The sequence below is a fragment of the Patescibacteria group bacterium genome (assembly GCA_028717685.1).
Classification (GTDB): Bacteria; Patescibacteriota; JAQUNI01; order JAQUNI01; family JAQUNI01; genus JAQUNI01.
Window position 1 is genome coordinate 392460 of record JAQUNI010000001.1, and the last position, 17910, is coordinate 410369.

The 17910-nt window shown below is 42.2% G+C and carries 19 protein-coding genes; 12 read left to right on the top strand and 7 right to left on the bottom strand.

What is annotated here, in order from left to right:
• Nucleotides 1-113: 113 nt before the first annotated feature.
• Complete coding sequence (locus tag PHW01_01995; GenBank protein ID MDD5626764.1) at nt 114-497, bottom strand: hypothetical protein; 384 nt, start codon at nt 495-497, stop codon at nt 114-116.
• Between the two features lie 211 nt (nt 498-708).
• Entirely contained in the window at nt 709-1098 is a 390-nt protein-coding gene (locus tag PHW01_02000; protein MDD5626765.1) for a hypothetical protein, read from the bottom strand.
• A 522-nt stretch (nt 1099-1620) separates the two neighbouring features.
• On the opposite strand from PHW01_02000, the gene PHW01_02005 reads away from it, so the two are divergent.
• The 9 genes from PHW01_02005 to PHW01_02045 all read left to right on the top strand — a co-directional run bounded on the left by PHW01_02005 (nt 1621) and on the right by PHW01_02045 (nt 8411).
• The gene (locus tag PHW01_02005) at nt 1621-2076 is read left to right on the top strand and encodes a DUF4446 family protein (protein ID MDD5626766.1); all 456 of its coding nucleotides are present in this window, start codon (nt 1621-1623) and stop codon (nt 2074-2076) included.
• 48 nt (nt 2077-2124) lie between these two features.
• Nucleotides 2125-2511: a polymer-forming cytoskeletal protein gene (locus PHW01_02010; GenBank protein ID MDD5626767.1), complete on the top strand. Its 387-nt coding sequence runs from the start codon at nt 2125-2127 to the stop codon at nt 2509-2511.
• A 201-nt stretch (nt 2512-2712) separates the two neighbouring features.
• Entirely contained in the window at nt 2713-3582 is an 870-nt protein-coding gene (locus PHW01_02015; protein MDD5626768.1) for a diacylglycerol kinase family protein, read from the top strand.
• A 212-nt stretch (nt 3583-3794) separates the two neighbouring features.
• Nucleotides 3795-4040: a hypothetical protein gene (locus tag PHW01_02020; GenBank protein ID MDD5626769.1), complete on the top strand. Its 246-nt coding sequence runs from the start codon at nt 3795-3797 to the stop codon at nt 4038-4040.
• Nucleotides 4041-4185: 145 nt separating this feature from the next.
• Entirely contained in the window at nt 4186-5931 is a 1746-nt protein-coding gene (infB, locus tag PHW01_02025; GenBank protein MDD5626770.1) for a translation initiation factor IF-2, read from the top strand.
• A gap of 103 nt (nt 5932-6034) precedes the next feature.
• A complete protein-coding gene (rbfA, locus tag PHW01_02030; GenBank protein ID MDD5626771.1) occupies nt 6035-6379 on the top strand; it encodes a 30S ribosome-binding factor RbfA in 345 nt (114 codons plus the stop codon).
• Between the two features lie 58 nt (nt 6380-6437).
• The gene (locus tag PHW01_02035) at nt 6438-7388 is read left to right on the top strand and encodes a bifunctional oligoribonuclease/PAP phosphatase NrnA (GenBank protein MDD5626772.1); all 951 of its coding nucleotides are present in this window, start codon (nt 6438-6440) and stop codon (nt 7386-7388) included.
• Nucleotides 7389-7490: 102 nt separating this feature from the next.
• Nucleotides 7491-8069, top strand: coding sequence for an ATP-dependent Clp endopeptidase proteolytic subunit ClpP (gene clpP / locus PHW01_02040; protein MDD5626773.1), 579 nt, complete (start codon nt 7491-7493; stop codon nt 8067-8069).
• Nucleotides 8070-8120: 51 nt separating this feature from the next.
• The gene (locus PHW01_02045) at nt 8121-8411 is read left to right on the top strand and encodes a hypothetical protein (GenBank protein ID MDD5626774.1); all 291 of its coding nucleotides are present in this window, start codon (nt 8121-8123) and stop codon (nt 8409-8411) included.
• Between the two features lie 147 nt (nt 8412-8558).
• Here the strand turns inward: PHW01_02045 and PHW01_02050 are convergent, their stop codons facing one another.
• The 4 genes from PHW01_02050 to PHW01_02065 all read right to left on the bottom strand — a co-directional run bounded on the left by PHW01_02050 (nt 8559) and on the right by PHW01_02065 (nt 13013).
• Nucleotides 8559-8951: a hypothetical protein gene (locus PHW01_02050; GenBank protein MDD5626775.1), complete on the bottom strand. Its 393-nt coding sequence runs from the start codon at nt 8949-8951 to the stop codon at nt 8559-8561.
• Between the two features lie 275 nt (nt 8952-9226).
• Nucleotides 9227-11662: a DNA gyrase subunit A gene (gene gyrA, locus PHW01_02055; protein ID MDD5626776.1), complete on the bottom strand. Its 2436-nt coding sequence runs from the start codon at nt 11660-11662 to the stop codon at nt 9227-9229.
• Nucleotides 11663-11748: 86 nt separating this feature from the next.
• Nucleotides 11749-12366 (bottom strand): hypothetical protein, encoded by a 618-nt coding sequence (locus PHW01_02060; GenBank protein MDD5626777.1) that lies wholly within the window; start codon nt 12364-12366, stop codon nt 11749-11751.
• Nucleotides 12367-12368: 2 nt separating this feature from the next.
• The gene (locus PHW01_02065; GenBank protein MDD5626778.1) at nt 12369-13013 is read right to left on the bottom strand and encodes an MBL fold metallo-hydrolase; all 645 of its coding nucleotides are present in this window, start codon (nt 13011-13013) and stop codon (nt 12369-12371) included.
• Nucleotides 13014-13230: 217 nt separating this feature from the next.
• Between PHW01_02065 and PHW01_02070 the strand changes: the two genes are divergently transcribed.
• Nucleotides 13231-14484 (top strand): S1 RNA-binding domain-containing protein, encoded by a 1254-nt coding sequence (locus tag PHW01_02070; GenBank protein MDD5626779.1) that lies wholly within the window; start codon nt 13231-13233, stop codon nt 14482-14484.
• Nucleotides 14485-14641: 157 nt separating this feature from the next.
• Nucleotides 14642-15610: a tRNA lysidine(34) synthetase TilS gene (gene tilS, locus PHW01_02075; protein MDD5626780.1), complete on the top strand. Its 969-nt coding sequence runs from the start codon at nt 14642-14644 to the stop codon at nt 15608-15610.
• On the opposite strand, the gene PHW01_02080 is transcribed toward tilS, so the two are convergent.
• Nucleotides 15569-15844 (bottom strand): hypothetical protein, encoded by a 276-nt coding sequence (locus PHW01_02080; protein ID MDD5626781.1) that lies wholly within the window; start codon nt 15842-15844, stop codon nt 15569-15571. The two genes, tilS and PHW01_02080, sit on opposite strands and share 42 nt — an antisense overlap.
• Nucleotides 15845-15992: 148 nt before the next feature.
• On the opposite strand from PHW01_02080, the gene ftsH reads away from it, so the two are divergent.
• Nucleotides 15993-17894, top strand: a complete 1902-nt coding sequence (ftsH, locus tag PHW01_02085) for an ATP-dependent zinc metalloprotease FtsH (protein MDD5626782.1) — start codon at nt 15993-15995, stop codon at nt 17892-17894.
• Nucleotides 17895-17910: the final 16 nt, after the last annotated feature.

Below are 17910 nucleotides of genomic sequence, written 5' to 3' on the forward strand. Positions count from 1 at the left end.
TCCCTTGGCGAAGTAATATTCCCAATAATGCTTACAAAAATAATAAAAACAGGTTTCAAACCTGCTTTTTGCTCTAAGAATCACTGAAAATGATTTTGAAGATAGGGGTTTTGTCAAAAACGCATTGCGCGATACAAATAGTCCACTCCCAATGCAAAAAGATTGGTTTTTAATTTAAAAACATACAAAACAATCAAAAAGACGGTAAATCCCAAGGAGAGATACATTGCTTGGCGCAAATCCTGAAGCGAGGAATGCAACAAAACGGGGTTAGCGATTTTCTTCTCCGGCTTAAAATTCCCCAGCGGCTCTTGGAGAATCCCTGGTTGCCCTTCCTCTTCAGGCTTCAATAATTCGTCTATTCGCGTTTCCTCCTGCACCTTCTCAATTCCAGGTGCGGGGACTCTTTCATTTTGGATCACTGGCGCGCCAGACAGATGATGCATCTTACGAAACTTGCGGCTTTTGTTTTTGTGAAAACGATTTTTATGGCTCATGGGATTACTACTTTATTTGTTGATGAAATGCATCTTTGTCTATTAGTGATCTCCTAAATCTGTATAAATGCATCTCGATGAGATTGCTTCGTCGTCCCTCGACAAGCTCGGGACTCCTCGCAATGACGACTCCAAAATAAATATAGCATAATCAAGGAGCGAAGACAATAAAAAAACGTTACCAAAGTTCTGGTAACGTAAGAGATAAACATTACGACCACCCATAATAATCTGAAAGGGAATATGGGCTCTCCATCTCAAACAAGTAGCCACTGGGGTCAATACAAATCTCTTCGCAGTAATGGAGATTATAACTGTAATTCCCCTTCTTGGCCTTCGCGAGGTAGGTAACATTGATATAGGTATCAGCCTTTGGCTCCACGGTCACGGTTTCAGTATAGCCAACCGTGAATTCCGCAGAACTATAATGCTTGCCATTGTAATAAAAGTCCCCCTGAATCCTAATACTGATACTTTCTACCCCATAAGTTTCATTTTTAACATTCAACTCATAGCCAGATTCATCCACGGGCGAGAGCCCGACATAACAGCCAGGAAAACACACTACCAACACTAAAACTAACCATATCATCTTTCGCATTTCTTCACCTCATTGTAAATCAAGTAACCCAATATAGTAGCATAGCACCACCATTTAAATCCTTTTTATGATGGTTTTATCATATCACAAATACTTTAAAATGTCAAATAAATTGTTGCGGTTCAATATCTTGAAAACACTTTGTACCTTGAATTACGCAACTTCCATAAAGTAATAAAATATTCCTCCCTCTTAGACCTGTGGGAGGTGGGGGTCTGGATCAGAACCTCCCCTAACCCCTCCTTGGAAAGGAGGGGATAATCCTCCCCTTTCTAAGGGGAGGAAGGATGGGGTTCTGAAGCTCCCACCCCCTCTATCTCCCCCCTGCTTACCGGCAGGCAGGCTCGTGCAGGGGGAGTGAGTCTCGTAATTCAAGGCTTTGTAAATATTTCATAAGGAGTTTAAGATTTGCCCTCACTTCTTGACTCTTGATTCTAGCTTCTATATTCTAGCCTCTATTCTTTAAATTGACAAACAAGCCCAAATGAAGATATAATAAACTAGAAATTAATCTTGAAATCAATGGTTTGGATTTTGATCCCGCTTATTTTAATTCTTTTATTAGCGATCTGGACTTTCTATCTGCATCACTATCTTTTTAAAATCCGCAGCGCGAGCAGAGAATTGTTCAAACAAGCCAAGGGGAGTAATTTGGAAGAAATCTTAAATCTGCAGAACCAGCATCTCAAGAAACATTCCGAAGAATTAAAAGATCTGCAAAATTTTACCCGCGAACTGGAAAAAAATCTAGGCTTCACTATTCAAAAAACTAATATCGTCCGATTTAACGCCTTTCCCGGGGAAGGCGGCGACCAAAGTTTCAGCATTGCCCTTTTAGACCAACACCAAAACGGCGTAGTAGTCTCTAATCTCCGCAACAGAAACAATGATCGCATCTACGCCAAACCAGTCAAAAATGGCCAATCGCCATATCATTTAACCAAAGAGGAATTAGAAGCCATTAACCCAAGGAAATAGGAAGACTCGCTTTTTTGAAAGTCTTCCAAAAATCCTTCTAAAATCTTTATGAGTGAAAAAAATCACGAAGAAACTCAAGCGGAAACCATTGTGGGACCTTCGGTTAAAGTAGAGGGGGAGTTGTCCTCCGAGGGCAATGTTCGGATTGACGGACAAGTGGCAGGCAATGTGCAAACCAGCCAAAATTTAGCCGTGGGGGAACAGGCTGTTATTTCCGCAAACGTGAAAGCCTTGAACGCGGTAATCGCGGGCAAAATTAAAGGTAATATTACCGTAGAGGAAGCTTTGGAAATTACTGAAACTGGACAAGTGGAAGGCGACATCACAGCCAAGATTATTTCCATTTCTCCGGGCGCTATTTTCCAAGGTCAATGCCAAATGCCTCTTCCCACTGACCGAGAAACGGAAATTGAAGTGGAAGAGGTGATGGAATAAATAAGGGAATTTTTAATTTTCAATTTCTAATTTTTATTAAATTTCTAATTTTTGCATTTTTAAACCAAATTTTTAATTTTGATTTCTTAATTTTTAGCTAATTTTTATTGTATTATTGCCTTATTTTCTTTCAATAAAAATTAAGCAAATAAAAATTAGTTAAAAATCAAAAATTAAAAAATAGAAATTGAGAATTCTCCAATGTATTACTATATCTACGATTCTTTCTTAGAAAATCCTAAATATCGTAAAATCCTGGACCGGATTGAAATTAGACTGTCCGATCTTGCCATTGCGGGCGAAGCAAGCCATGTCCGTCCTTTAAGAAACCTAGAGGAGATTGTTTTAGAAGGACTAATACAGGGAAAACGCACAATTATCGCCGTAGGCAATGATTACACATTCAAAAAAATCGCGCATACTGTTTTAAACCAGAGTGAAACCCCTCTCTCTGAAATCACGATCGGTGTCATCCCAGTCGGGCAGCCAAACTTTATCAGCCAAGGTCTCGGAGTGCCCATAAACGAGCCGGCTTGCGAAGTTATTTCCGGACGGATTATTAAAATTATTGACGTCGGGAAGGTTAATTCCGAATATTTTCTCACCCAAGCGGTTTGCGGTTTCGGGGGACGGGATGAGGAACGCAATAAAAAAGGGGACCTATCTTATCTTCAATCCCTGCGTTATCGGCCCCAGGATGTTATTCTTAAAATTGACAGTAAATTTCAAGTCCGCCTGAACTTATTTCACGCCGCCTTCGTAAATTTATCTTTAAAAAGGGAAGCCTTACCTCTTGCCAATCCTTGCGACGGAATTTTGAATGTGTTTGTGACTGCGAATCTTTCCCGCTTCTCTCTTTTAAAAAAACTAAAGCTCATAGAATCAGAAAAATATTCTTTGCTTCCTAAGACTTCTGTGTTTCGCGCGAGTAAAATTGAAATCTTGTCTCCGCGCCAAGAGCAAATTGATATCTTGGGCGATTTGCAAAAAATAGGCCGCACGCCGGCGACTATTACAATTTTGCCCCGTAAATTAAGAGTGATTGTGGGGAAAGAAAGAGCATTTAATTAATTTATAGACCTTTTGCAAAATAACCTTTTCTACTGCAATTGCTAGATTTCGGCTGCAAATGTTTCAGGGCTCGTCGCTGTATTTTAGAGTAAAATACAGCTTCCTCCCGCCCGCCTCGCCTGAAGCGAAGCGATGGCGGGCGCGGCGCCCTTCAACATTTTCGCTCGAAATCCGTCAATTTCGTAACGAAAAAATTATTTCACAAAAGGTCTATGGGCAAACACCGCCAAAATATTAAAAAATATTTTAAAGAACCGTTTTATAATATCTCGGGTATTTTTGCGGATTATCTGCCGGTGCCTGTGCGCTGGCTCATCGGCCTTGCGATCGCGGGATTAGTTTTAGTTTTTACCGGCTTCTGGGGCTTGGTTAAATTGATTTTATGTCTCTTCTGGATCAGCGCTATTTTCTTAATTGCGGCTTTGATTTATCAGATTGTTAAGAATAAGAAGAAGTAAATTCCATTGCTCTATTGCTCAATTGTGCAATTGTTATAAAAAGCAAATTTTCCCTGATTTACAATAGAACCCTGCGCCACGTAGGGTGCAGGGCAAGCAATCGAACAATAAAACCATCAAAAGGGAAGGTTAATGGTTAAAATTTATGGATTTAAATAAAGCTCCCAAGATAGTTGTAATTCCTAGTATGGTCAGGGTCAAAAACTTGGCTTCTGTTTTGAATTTGCCTGTCGCGCGGGTAATGCAAGAACTCATTAAAAACAATATTTACACCACCATCAATGAAGAGCTTGATTATGAAACCGCCGCCATCATTGCCGAAGATTTAGGATATCAGGTAGCGCCTCAAGGCAAAGCAGAGGAAAACCTCAAAGAACCGGTTGGAGAAAATATTTCCAATAAAGAGATCTTAAAACTTTCAACACGACCGCCAGTAGTAGCAGTGATGGGGCATGTGGACCACGGCAAAACCACTCTTTTGGATTATATTCGCAAAACTAATGTGGCAGGCGGAGAGGCAGGAGGGATTACCCAAAATATCGGCGCTTACCAAATTCAATATAAAAAACATCGGATCACTTTTATTGATACCCCCGGACACGAGGCTTTTCAAAGCATGCGGGCGCGAGGAGCGCGCCTCACTGATCTTGCTATTTTGGTTGTCGCCGCGGATGACGGGGTGAAGCCGCAAACCAAGGAAGCAATTACTCATATCCGAAACGCTAAAATCCCGATGATCATAGCGATTAATAAAATGGATAAGCAAGATGCTAAAGTGGATAAGGTAAAACAAGAACTGGCTCAAGAAGGCGTGCAAATTGAAGAATGGGGAGGCGATGTGCCTCTTGTGGAAATCTCGGCAAAAACGGGTCAAGGCGTAGAGGAACTTCTAAAAACTATTATCGTCGTCGCGGAAATGGAGGAGTTAAAAGCCCCTCTTTCCGGTCCTGCTCTAGGCACAATCATTGAGTCTCATCTTTCTTCTCGGCAGGGACCAGAAACCTCGGTTTTGGTGCAATCCGGCACTTTTAAGATAGGGGATATAATCACCGCAGCATCTGCGCAAGGAAAAATCAAAATGATGGAGGACTACCGCGGTCAAATAATTCGAAAGGCAGGACCTTCCGAGCCCGTCAAGATTGTTGGGTTTAAGGAAGTGCCAGAGGTCGGCAGTATCGTGCAGAACGGAGAAGAATCCTTAATTAATCGCGAGAAATTCACCCCTCAAGAAAAGAAAATACTGACGCTCATCAACCAAAAAGCATCGAACCCCAAAATTAAAAAATTAAATCTTGTTATCAAGGCCGGCAGCCAAGGATCCAAAGAGGCAATTCTGGAAAACTTGGCTCGCGTGCAATCTTCCGAGGTCGCGCCCTATATTATTCAAGAGGGGGTAGGCAATATAACAGAATCGGATGTCTTGAAAAGCCACATCACCAACGCCAAACTTATTGGTTTCGAGGTGAAGACCACTACCGTGGCTAAGAAATTGGCTAGGCAGCTCGAACTGAAAATTAATATTTACGAGATTATCTATGAACTCATTGACGCCATAAAAGAAGGTCTGGAAGAAATACTTGAACCGGAGGAGGAGATAGTGGAATTGGGCAAGTTAGAGATACTCGCCATCTTTCACACTGAAAAGGGCAAGATGATCGTAGGCGGTAAAGTCACGCAAGGAACGATCCAAAGAGAGAGCCATATCCGCGTTCAAAGAAAAGGTCAAATGATTGGAGAAGGAACTATAACGGAGTTGCAAAGCAACAAGCAAAAAGTAAAAGAGGTCAAAAATGGCCAAGAATGCGGCATTAAATTCCTGGGCGACGTGAAGATTGAAATTGGAGATATCCTGGAATTTTATAAAATAGAAAAGAAAAAGAAAACACTATAAATAAATCAAAATGCAAAATTCAAAATGCAAAATTGCAATTCAAAATTAAAAATGATGCTTTAGATTGTAATTTTGAACTTTACACTTTGAATTTTGAACTGATTTGTCCCACCGCATTCTTCAATTAAATAGCTTAATCCAACAAGAGCTTAGCCGCGCTTTTTTAACGGAAGTCTTTTTGAATCGTCACGCATTAACCACTATCACCAAGGTGGAGACTTCCCGCGACTTAGATCACGCGAAAATCTGGGTCTCCGTTCTACCCTTTGAAAAAGGTCAAAACATTCTCAAGACTTTACAAAAAAACGCGGGCAGGCTACAATCCTTTCTCAACGCAAGGTTAGTCTTAAGAAAAATACCCCGCCTTAAATTTGTCTTGGACGCAACTGAATTAAAAGCAGACAGGATTAACAGACTTCTTAACGCGGAATTTCCCAAAGGGGTTTAATTTTATTTAATCTGAACAAGCGGGCTTCAAATAAGCCACGCCCTCCATAAAAAATATAATGCACAGAAAAGATTTTAATTTAGTGATTAAAGCCTTAAAAGGATATAACACTTTTCTCATCGCGAGCCATGAAAATCCGGATGGAGATTCTGTGGGCTCAATTCTGGCTCTCTGTATGGCTTTGGAAAAGATGAAGAAGGAAGTTTCGCTATTTACCCCAGACCCTATTCCGGAAAATTTACAGTTTCTGCCCCAAAGCGCCAGAATCATCAGCTCTTCTCCCAAAAAAAACTTTGATGTCGTAATTGCTTTGGACGCGAGCGACGTTAAACGTCTGCATTTAAAATGGTCCAATATCAAGCATCAAATCCTTGTTAATATTGACCATCATCCGCAAAAAAAACCATTCGGCGATCTGAATTTAATCGCCCCCCTTGCCTCCTCCACCTCGGAAATTATTTATTTGATCATTAAAGCCCTTAAAAGTATAGACGCTAAAATTGCCACTTGTCTTTTAACAGGAATATTTACGGATACGGGCAGCTTCCAACACGCCAATACCTCTCCTTATACCATGGAGATCGCCGCCCACCTGATGAAAAAGGGGGCAAACCTAAATAAAATCGCGCGCGCCACCTATCAAAGCAAGTCTCTTTCCGCGCTCAAGGTGTGGGGCTTAGCTCTCGCCCGCATCAAACAGGATCGCAAAAAGGGGGTAACCCTTTCCGCAATTACACGGAAAGACCTCAAAGAATTAGGCGCTAAACCAGAAGATCTAGAGGGCGTCGTAAATATAATCAATACGGCTCGGGGAACCAAATACGCCATGCTCTTAATGGAACAGAAAGGGAATAAAATTCGCGCCAGTCTTCGTTCGGAATTAGGCAGGGGAGTGAACGTGGCGCGGATCGCGGAACGTTACGGCGGCGGCGGGCACCCCTTGGCTTCAGGATTTACCATTAAAGGCAAGTTAATGAAAAGGAAGGGGAAGTGGGTTATCAAGAAATGAAAAATTGAAAATGAAAAGCGAAAAATGATAATTTAAAATTAAAAAATTTTAGATTTTTATTTGTGGTTTTTCATTTTTAATTTTTAGTTTTCAATTTGAAACATGCAGCTTATTCCTACTGTAATTGAAAAAACGCATTACGGCGAGCGGGCTTTTGATATCTATTCGCGGCTTCTAAAGGAACGGATTATTTTTTTAGGAAGCTCAATTAACGACGCGGTAGCGAATACTGTGATTGCCCAGCTCTTGTTTTTAAATTCTGAAGATCAAGATAAGGATATCCAGCTTTTTATTAATTCGCCCGGAGGTTCAGTCACGGCTGGTCTCGCGATCTACGACACAATGCAGTATGTGAAGCCTGAAATCTCCACGATTTGCATCGGTATGGCGGCGTCAATGGCAGCGACTCTGCTTGCCGCGGGCGAGAAGGGTAAACGTTTCACCCTGCCCAACAGCGAAATCTTGCTGCATCAAATTATGGGCGGGGCAGAGGGTCAAGCGAGCGATGTCGCCATTCGCGCGGGGCAAATTTTGAAAGTGAAAGACCGCTTGAATAAAATATTAGCCAAACATACCAGCCAACCCTTATCTAAAATTGAAAAAGACACCGACCGCGACTTTTATATGACCAGCGAGGAAGCAGTCAAATACGGGATTGCGGACAAGGTAATCAAAAAATAGAAGCAAGAAGCTAGAATTAAGAATCAAGAGTAAAAATACATATAAGGCAATATGGTTAAAATCTTGAAAACCCGAACAAACAAGAGAAAGGAGGTTGTAATGCACTGGATAATAAAACTTGAATCTAGATTTATTGAAGCAAAAGCATTGAAAGAAGATTTGAAAAATTTAAATTTATCTAATGATGTTCATTTAGAGCAGAATACTGATACTGGAGGGAGAATAACTGCCGTCAGGATGTATATTCGGGAAGATAGAAGCAGAAATTTGATCCATCGAAAAATCAGAGAAGCTATACCGCTCTTTAATGGTTATGGTTATAAAGTGGAAAGAATAGAATAAAGGGCAGACGGAGAAATTGATCTCCGTTTTTTATTTTAATATTTAACTTATATGAATTATCTCTATTATCGTTAATCGGACGCGATATTTTTGTTATTTGCAATAAAAAAGAACGTTATAATAAGCTTTGACGGTCTTGGTAAAAAATTACAGCGAGAATTTTTGAATTACTTTAGCGATATTAAAAAGGAAACCGAAAAGAAAATAAGCTAATTCAAATGCTATGACCAGAAAAAATGATATGCCAAAAATTTCAATCACTTTATTCTCTAGTGACAGAATGCGAAATTTTTTGATGAAATTATGCACCTTAATCCCATGATTGAGCCAGAGAAGATAAGTAACGTACAGGCATCCTGTGATAAAAGCTTGACAAACAATTATAATCGCGATACTACCATAAGGAACGTAATTAGTAGAAAGGACCAGAACAATGGAAAAAGGTATACCAATAATTAAAGCTTTAAACAATAACTTCACTTTATGATCTAGACTAGATAACCTAGAAAAAACATTCTTAAAGAATAATTTTGCTTCCATATCGACCTCCCTGATAAAAATTGGGTAAAGAACGCCCGAAAAAAGACTGGTTATCGTGATTGGGAAACAGTAAAGTTATTTGGCGGCACCACCTCCCTCTTCCTGATAATTTAGATTGCAAAGAACCGATTTTCAAAAAGATTAGTATAGTATTATTTCATAAAAGGCTTAAATGGGCAAGAAGGCGTAGAAAGTTCTACGCCTTTATAAAACTTAAAAAACAAGCCCTTACAATGGCTTGTTTTTTAATCCACACTTTTTACTTTTTACTTTTTTTACACCCAGGTTATGCTCGCGACTTTATCTTCGTTTTTGAAACGCATCAGGGTTACGCCTTGGGTAGAGCGAGATTGTTTGGAAATGGTGTTAATCAGCATCCGAATGACCTGACCGCGCGCGGATATCAGAATTAAGTCCTGTTCTTCTTTGCCTAAAATCTTCATCGCCACTAAATTTCCGTTTTTCGCCGTGATTTTTGCGGTTTTAATCCCTTTCCCGCCCCGCTTTTGGACTTTGTATAGATTCAAAGGCGTGCGTTTGCCATAACCTTTTTCCGTCACCACTAACACCTGAAAACCCGTAATCGCGTATTGGCGCGGGATAATTTCCATAGCAATTACAGCGTCCTCTTGTCCTAGAGTAATGCCTTTGACCCCTGCCGCGGTCCGACCCATCGGTCTAATATCCGCCTCGCGAAAACGAACAGATTGACCTCGCCGCGTCGCAAGCATCACTTCATCCGACCCGGTGGAGGCTTCCGCCCATTCCAGAACGTCGCCTTTGCGCAAACGAATCGCCACCAAGCCACTTCGGCGGACATTGGCATATTCAGAGAGTTTGGTCTTCTTCACCACTCCCTGCTCCGTCGCCATCACTAAATACTTAAATTTGTGTTCTTTGGGAATCGCGACCATCGCGGTGACTTTTTCCTCTGCCGCCACTTGGATAAAATTCACAAGGAGCTGACCCTTAGCGGCGCGGCCTGATTCCGGAATCTCGTGAGCCTTAAGCTGAAAAACGCGGCCACGATCCGTGAAAAAGTATAAATCTGAATGAGTGGTAGTTACGAAACAACAGCGCATCACATCTTCTTCCTTAACCTTTTGGCCGGCGACGCCCTTGCCTCCTCGGCTCTGCGCCCGATAAACGTCAGGCTTCATCCGCTTAACATAGCCGCCGCGCGTCAGGCTAAGAATGGTTTCCTCATCGGCAATCAAATCTTCATCGGAAAATTCGCCCACTTTTTTCTTAAAAACGCGCGTCCTGCGTTCATCGCCATATTTTTCTTTAAGCATTTTCAATTCTTCCTTGACCACGCCCCAAATCCTTTTCTCGGAAGCGAGAATGCCTTCCAATTCAGCGATGAGCGTCCGCTTTTCTTTTAATTCATCTAGAATTTTCTTCCGCTCTAAACCCGCCAAAGAAGACAAGCGCATTTCTAAAATCGCGGTCGTCTGCTCCTCTGTAAACTTAAATTTCTTCATTAAATTGCGATGCGCCAGTTCTTTGGTTTTACTCTCCCGAATGGTGGTGATCACGGCATCTAATTTATCCAAAGCCTTCTTTAAGCCTTCCAAAATATGCTCTCGCGCTTTCGCTTCCGCCAGATTAAAACGGGTGCGGCGGGTCACTACCTCCTTGCGATGGTCCAAATAACATTCTAAAATATTTTCCAAAGGTAAAACCCGCGGTTGAATACCATCCACGAGCGCGAGCATATTCACATGAAAAGTAGACTGCAGGGAGGTTAAAACAAAAAGACGATTCAAAACCTTCTGGGGGTAGGCTTCTTTTTTTAAAAAAATCACGAGCCGTATCCCTTCGCGGTCTGATTCGTCGCGGATATCGCGGATGCCTTGGATCTTTTTGTTCTTCACAAGCTCCGCGATTTTTTCAATAAGTAAGGTTTTATTTACTTGGTAGGGAAGTTCAGTAATAATAATATCAAAACCGCCCTTCTTGGTTTCTATAATCTGTGTTTTCGCGCGCATCACAATTGATCCTCGCCCCAGAGCGTATGCTTGGCGAATAGCGCTATAATCGTAAATCTGACCTCCGGTCGGAAAATCCGGCCCTTTAATATATTGCAGTAAATCCTCAACAGTGGCGCTTTCACGATGGTCAATTAAATAAGTAAGAGCGTCTACAACCTCGCCTAAATTATGCGGGGGGATATTCGTCGCCATTCCCACCGCGATCCCGATTGTTCCGTTTAAAATGAGTTCCGGAAAAAGGCCGGGCAAAACAGAGGGTTCTCTGCGCGTGCCGTCATAGTTATCCCGCCAGGGGACCGTCTCTTTATTTAAGTCGCGCATCATCTCCTCGGCAAAGGTCTGCATCCGCGCCTCGGTATAGCGCATCGCCGCCGGAGGATCGCCATCTATGGAGCCAAAATTTCCCTGGCTGTCGATTAAGGGATAGCGCATCTTGAATTGCTGCGCCAGATGCACCATAGAAGGATAAACAATCATCTCACCGTGGGGATGATAATTGCCCGAAACATCGCCGCAGATCTTGGCGCTCTTCCTAAAACGTCCGCGCGGGGAAAGCCCTAAGTCGTTCAAGGTTACCAAAATCCGCCGTTGGACCGGCTTTAAACCATCGCGCACATCAGGAAGCGCCCGATCAATAATGACGCTCATTGCGTAATCCAAATAAGATTCCTCCATTTCTTCTGTAATTTGACGCGATTTTATGTAACCAAGTTCCATAAATTTGGAATAAGGAATAAGGAATCATGAATTGAGAATAAAGAAATCTTTCCATTTTACTATTCCTGATTCATAATTCACAATTCCTAATTCCCTTCTATTCTGAACACAAAATTAGACTGCTCTCTCGCTCCTTCGCTTTGGACGCCCATAATGGATAAAGTGAAAGGCTTGCCCGGATCTAGGGCGGAAAAATGCAAGGCGCCGCTTACTTCGCTTTTAGCCGCAACCAAATCCGGCAGAGGGTAATCCACTACTTTTTCTCTTTCTAATTCTGAAAATTCTTTTCCCTCCTGAATAATCTTGATTTTACTCTCTCCGGAAGGGCGCAATAAAACCCGCTCCTCCCCTGTATTGCTAATAAATATATAGACCCAGGTTATCTTCTCCTTAAAAACTATATTCACAAGCGTAATTTCCACATTTCCCTTGTTCTGGGTTTCCCCTACCTCTTTGCGGAGCAAAACAGAGCCGCTGTCTTCGCTTTGAAATTGCTCCTTCGCACTACCCAGTCCTGAATCTAATCGCATCCCTTCCTTGCCCTTCTCTAATATCTCTCCCAACCCTCCTAGGTTCTGGCTTACTTTCTGACTATTGATTCTGAAATTAAAAGTCTGCAACCAAAAAATACCAATACCGACCGCGCAAACAGCCACCAATAAAAAAACCACTTTTTGTTTAAAAGCAACTGATTTATTCTGCAAGCTCACTGTTTTTTTAATATTTTAATCTCGGTTTCCTCGCTAGTTAAGTCTTTTTTTCTGATCTTCAATTTATCCAGCTGCGACTCGGGCGATATCCCCATTTCTTCGCAGAATTTATTCAAAGGTTCAAGAGCTCTTTCTTTTTTCGCTCCGGGTAGATCATAATGCATAGGAATCACTAAACGCGGTTCAATTTGGCTTATGAGTTCGGGGATTTTGTCGCAAGATAAGGCATGTTTACTACCCGCAGAAACAAAAAGAATATCCACATCGCCCAAGGCGTCAACCATTTCCTCGGAGAGAAGATGCCCTAAATCGCCAAGGTGCACCAAAACCATACCTTCCACAACATAGCGGTAGATAATATTACCGCCGCGCTCTTTACCCTCTTTACCATCGTGAAAGGCGGGAAAACCTACAATGTAGACATCTTTCACCTCATACTCACCCGGGCTATCAATAATAAAAGGCTCGCCGATAATCCCTGAAACATAATTATGGTCATGATGGTTATGGCTCACAGTCACAATATCAGCCTTGCTTTTTATACCCCTTAAACCCGTTTCAGGACCAAAAGGATCGGTAAGCAGAACCAGGTCTTTGATTTGAATTTTGAAACAAGAAAATCCAAGCCAGGAGATAATCATATTTCTTTCGGTAATTAGTAATTAGTAATCAGTAATTGGTAATCAGTAATCAGGGAATTATTGGCCCGAAGGGCCAAAAAAATTACCAATTACTAATTACGGATTACTAGTTTATTTTAACATAAGGTATTTGGTTTGACAACAATCATCTTTACAGATATAATGGGCAATAGAACAAGAACTTAAGAGGTAGTGTCCACTTTACCTATCATTTTTTATGAAAAAAATCGAGGATAAAAAACCCGAAAAAACTGAATTAAAATCACCAAGGAAAAATTCTTTAGGCGCTTTTTTAGCGAAAAAAGAGAAGAATAAAGAAGACTCAACAATGCACAAATTACTCAAAGAGAAAACGAACCTCTTTAAGATACCTCAAGTGGGAGAAATCATTAAAGGTAAAGTGATGCGCCAAGCAAAGAATGAGATAGAAGTAGACGTGGAAGGTATTGGCGTGGGCGTTATTCGCGGTCCCGAACTTTATCAAAATCCTGATCAGGAAATGAAAATCGGGGACCAAATCGTCGCTACTATTCTGGAGGTGGAAAATGAGGACGGCAGAATGGAGCTCTCTTCAAAAAGAGCCTACCGCGACGCCGCTTGGGAGGAGATTAATAAAATTATTGAAAACCACGAAACCATTGAGGTCAGAATCACCCAGGCGAATAAAGGCGGACTCTTAACCCAAGTGAAGGGGATCGCGGCCTTCCTGCCAGTTTCCCAACTGCATCATGAACACTACCCGAGGGTGGAAGACGCGGATCGCAATAAAATACTCACTAAATTGAACAAACTCGTAAATCAAACCTTGAAGGTTAAAATTATTGATGCCAACGCGGAGGAAGATCGTCTGATCATCTCGGAAAAACAAGCTACCTCCGAGGAGCAGAGGGATATTTTGGACAAACTCAAAGCCGGCGATGTCGTAGAGGGGGAAATTACGGGCGTGGTTAATTTCGGCGCCTTTATGCGTTTTAATGATCTAGAAGGATTGATCCATATTTCGGAATTAGCCTGGCAACGGATTGAGAATCCCGAAGACATTGTTAAAGTCGGAGACAAGGTCAAAGCTAAAATCATCAGCATTGACGCTAATCGCATCTCTCTTTCCTTAAAATCCCTGCAAAAAGATCCTTGGGAGAAAAAAATTAAAAAATATAAAGTCGGCAATACCGTAGAGGGAGAAATCACCAAATTGTCTCCTTTCGGCGCCTTTGTGCAACTGGATGAGGATATTCATGGTCTCGCGCACATCTCCGAAATTACAGACGATCCATCGCAGCTGGAGAATATGGTCAAGATAGGGGAAAAAAGAAAATTTAAAATTCTTTCCATTGAACCTCAAGAACACCGCTTGGGTTTATCCATGAAGGCTTTGACCGAAGAAAAATCCCCAAAGGAAACTAAAACTCCCAAAGCAGCAAAGAAAAAAATGGCTAAAAAAAAGAAGGCGCCCGCTAAAGCTAAAAAATAATTTTCGTAATATTTTTTTCTCTTTTCAGCTATTTCCGAGCAAGACAAAAAGCTCGGATTTATAATATCAACATCTTGTAACTTATAACGTGTAACTTATAACTCAAGAAAATGCTAATACCTTGCGTTACAAGTTTCAAGTTACAAGTTATAAAATAATGATTATACTCAATAAAGTTCAAGAAGCAATTGAAAACCACAGACTAATCAAAGACGGTGGAACGATTATCGTCGCTTGCTCTGGCGGTCCGGATTCGGTTTGCCTGACTCACATCTTGTGGCAATTACAAAAAAAGTTGGGATTCAAAATCATTCTGGCGCATTTAAACCACAACTTACGGGGGAAAGAAAGCGATAGCGATAGCTGTTTTGTCCAAAAATTAGCAAAAGAACTAAACCTGCCCTTGGAAAATAAAAAGTTGCGGAGAAAGCCAAAAAACGAAGCAACCGCAAGAGAAGCCCGCTATACTTTCCTCGAACAAGTAAGAAAAAAACACGAGGGGCAGAGCATCGCGGCAGCGCACACGGCTGACGACCAAGCAGAAACTATTCTTTTGAACCTCTTGCGCGGAGCGGGGCTCGCCGGACTCGCGGGCATGCGGCATAAAAACAACTTCCTGATCCGTCCGCTTTTAGAATGCGGACGCGGAGAAATCCTCGGCTATCTTAAAGAAAACCGCCTTGCTTATCGCAACGACTCGTCAAATTTTGATTTAAAATATACCCGCAATAAAATCCGACACAAGCTCTTGCCTCTTCTGAAAAAAGAATACAATCCGCAAATTAGGAAAAATCTCCTCAAACTCGGAGAAGTGAGCCGCGCCGCAGAAGAGTATATTAGCGAGGAGGCTAAAAATTTTATCTGCCGCAATTCCAATCCTCTTCCCCTCAAATCTTGGCAAACCCTGCCTCCTATTTTAAAAACAGAAACCTTGAGGCAGATGATCGGCTCTGTCTTGGGTGGAGCCAAAGACATTTACGCCGTCCATCTAGAAGAGATGGTAAAAATGCTGGAAAGCCCCCGCGGCAATAAAAAAAAGAACCTGCCGCGTGGGTTGCAGATTCTCAAGAAAGATGGTAGAATCTTAGTGTTTAGGGGGGATAAATTTAATGATTGGCGAATTTAAAATCCCTTGTAATAACTTGTAGGACTTAACAGCATTTTCCGTTAAAACCCACTCATCCGGAATATTATGCAGACTACCCATAGGGTCGTGATCATGGCAGAGATCGGACTTTAGGTTTCCCACTCCTTCCCTCAAGTCGCATTCATTTCTTGCCGCTTTCGGATCATCTTGAATGTTCTCTAAACGGCTGATTTCTCTTTCCGCTTGAGCAATAAGCCCTCGCGCTTTTTTCATTGTAATCTTCACGGGTTGCCTCCTTTGAAAATACGGTTAGTATATAAAGAAAAGAGCCAATCTACACAATTTTATAACTTTAAAACCTGTGATGCGAATTATTAAACATAATAAATAACCCTATTTTTGTCAATAAAATATGAAAAAAATGAAAAACATTGTTAAAAATTTATTAATCGCCTTTGTGGTTTTTCTGTTTATCGCGGGCTTTTTCTCGCTCTACAATGCCCCAGGCTTTGAGCAACGCAAACAGGTCTCTTTAACCGCTTTAGCCCAAGAGATTAAAGATGACAAGGTAAAAATCATTGAGATTCAAGAAGACCAATTAAATATTGAGCTTAGGGACAATACCAAACAGGAAAGCCAAAAAGAAGTAGGGGTGTCTTTATTCGATTCTTTAAACGGCTTTGACGTGCCTAAAGACAAAATTGACCAAGTGGAAATTAATGTCAAGGATCTATCCGGCACTAAATTCTGGCTTAATACGGTTTTACCTTTTTTACTGCCTATTCTTTTGATCGGCGGCTTTATCTGGTTTATGTTCCGAGGAGTGCAGCGCGGCAACCGCAACGCGCTCTCCTTTGGTGAAGCCCGCGTCCGCGAGCAAAAACCCGAAGACCCTAAAAAGCGAAAAACCACCTTCGATGATGTGGCAGGCTGCCACGAAGCCAAGGAGGAATTAAAAGAAGTGGTGGATTTTTTGAAAAATCCACGCAAGTACCTCGCAATGGGAGCGCGCATTCCTAAAGGCGCAATGCTCATCGGTCCGCCAGGGACAGGTAAAACCCTTCTTGCCCGAGCCGTGGCAGGGGAGGCGAACGTGCCTTTTTTCCATATGTCTGGCTCGGAATTTGTGGAGATGTTCGTTGGCGTCGGCGCGAGCCGCGTCCGCGACCTTTTCGCAAAGGCAAAAAAGGCGGCGCCAGCGATTGTTTTCGTAGACGAAATTGACGCCGTGGGACGCCAACGCGGCGCTGGCCTCGGAGGCTCACACGACGAGCGTGAACAGACTTTAAATCAAATCTTGGTGGAGATGGATGGTTTTGAGCAAGACACTAACGTGATTGTCGTTGCCGCCACCAATAGACCAGATGTTTTAGATCCAGCGCTGCTTAGACCCGGACGTTTCGACCGCCGTATTGTTTTAGATCTGCCGGATATAAACGACCGCATTGCGATTTTAAAAGTGCACATTAAAGGCAAACCTCTGACGGCTAATGTTGATTTGCGCGAAGTTGCCGAGCGCACGCCGGGTTTTTCCGGCGCGGATTTGGCAAATATGGTAAACGAAGGGGCGATTGCCGCCGCCCGCCACAATCAAAAAGAGGTGAAGCAAAAGGACTTTTTGGAGGCGATTGAAAAAGTGCTTTTGGGCCCAGAGCGCAAAAGTCATGTCTTAAATAAAAGGGAAAAACGGATCACAGCCTATCACGAGGCAGGGCACGCGCTGGTTACCCATATCCTGCCCCATGCTGACCCGGTGCATAAAATTTCCATCATCTCCCGCGGTCTTGCCGCGGGCTACACCCTGAAGCTCCCTTCCGAGGATCGCAAACTGCACTCCAAATCCGAGTTTTTAGACGAACTCTCTGTACTCCTCGCGGGTCAAATCGCGGAAAAAGAAATATTTAATGAATTAACCACGGGCGCGGCTAACGATCTGCGCGAGGCAACGCGGCTTGCTAGAAGCCTCGTTATGGAATACGGGATGAGCGACCTTGGACCGATGACCTTTGGCGAGCGCGAGGAACTTATTTTCCTTGGCCGCACTATTTCCGAAAACCGCGACTATGGCGAGGCTGTCGCCAGCCAAATTGACGCGGAAGTGAAAAAATTTATCCAAAACGCGTCCCAATCCGCCACAAAGGTTATTCAAAATCAGAAAGAAAAATTAGAACTTATCGCCCAAACCCTGATTAAAAAAGAAACAATTGAAAGAGCGGAGTTTGAAAAGTTAATGAAAGGAGAGCCAAAAACAGAGCCTAAAACGCAAAAGAAGGAAAGGAAAATGCAGGAAAACGAGAAGGTTGAAAAGATAGAAGCGCTATAGAGAATTTCTAATTTTC

Excerpts from the sequence above, each read along its gene's own strand:
- PHW01_02050 (MDD5626775.1), bottom strand. The coding sequence starts at position 8,951 with ATGGAAGCAAAATTATTCTTTAAGAATGTTTTTTCTAGGTTATCTAGT.
- infB (MDD5626770.1), top strand. The coding sequence starts at position 4,186 with ATGGATTTAAATAAAGCTCCCAAGATAGTTGTAATTCCTAGTATGGTC.
- PHW01_02035 (MDD5626772.1), top strand. The coding sequence starts at position 6,438 with ATGCACAGAAAAGATTTTAATTTAGTGATTAAAGCCTTAAAAGGATAT.
- PHW01_02080 (MDD5626781.1), bottom strand. The coding sequence starts at position 15,844 with ATGAAAAAAGCGCGAGGGCTTATTGCTCAAGCGGAAAGAGAAATCAGC.
- ftsH (MDD5626782.1), top strand. The coding sequence starts at position 15,993 with ATGAAAAACATTGTTAAAAATTTATTAATCGCCTTTGTGGTTTTTCTG.
- clpP (MDD5626773.1), top strand. The coding sequence starts at position 7,491 with ATGCAGCTTATTCCTACTGTAATTGAAAAAACGCATTACGGCGAGCGG.
- tilS (MDD5626780.1), top strand. The coding sequence starts at position 14,642 with ATGATTATACTCAATAAAGTTCAAGAAGCAATTGAAAACCACAGACTA.
- PHW01_02015 (MDD5626768.1), top strand. The coding sequence starts at position 2,713 with ATGTATTACTATATCTACGATTCTTTCTTAGAAAATCCTAAATATCGT.
- PHW01_01995 (MDD5626764.1), bottom strand. The coding sequence starts at position 497 with ATGAGCCATAAAAATCGTTTTCACAAAAACAAAAGCCGCAAGTTTCGT.
- PHW01_02070 (MDD5626779.1), top strand. The coding sequence starts at position 13,231 with ATGAAAAAAATCGAGGATAAAAAACCCGAAAAAACTGAATTAAAATCA.
- PHW01_02020 (MDD5626769.1), top strand. The coding sequence starts at position 3,795 with ATGGGCAAACACCGCCAAAATATTAAAAAATATTTTAAAGAACCGTTT.
- gyrA (MDD5626776.1), bottom strand. The coding sequence starts at position 11,662 with ATGGAACTTGGTTACATAAAATCGCGTCAAATTACAGAAGAAATGGAG.
- PHW01_02010 (MDD5626767.1), top strand. The coding sequence starts at position 2,125 with ATGAGTGAAAAAAATCACGAAGAAACTCAAGCGGAAACCATTGTGGGA.
- PHW01_02000 (MDD5626765.1), bottom strand. The coding sequence starts at position 1,098 with ATGCGAAAGATGATATGGTTAGTTTTAGTGTTGGTAGTGTGTTTTCCT.
- PHW01_02045 (MDD5626774.1), top strand. The coding sequence starts at position 8,121 with ATGGTTAAAATCTTGAAAACCCGAACAAACAAGAGAAAGGAGGTTGTA.
- PHW01_02065 (MDD5626778.1), bottom strand. The coding sequence starts at position 13,013 with ATGATTATCTCCTGGCTTGGATTTTCTTGTTTCAAAATTCAAATCAAA.
- PHW01_02005 (MDD5626766.1), top strand. The coding sequence starts at position 1,621 with ATGGTTTGGATTTTGATCCCGCTTATTTTAATTCTTTTATTAGCGATC.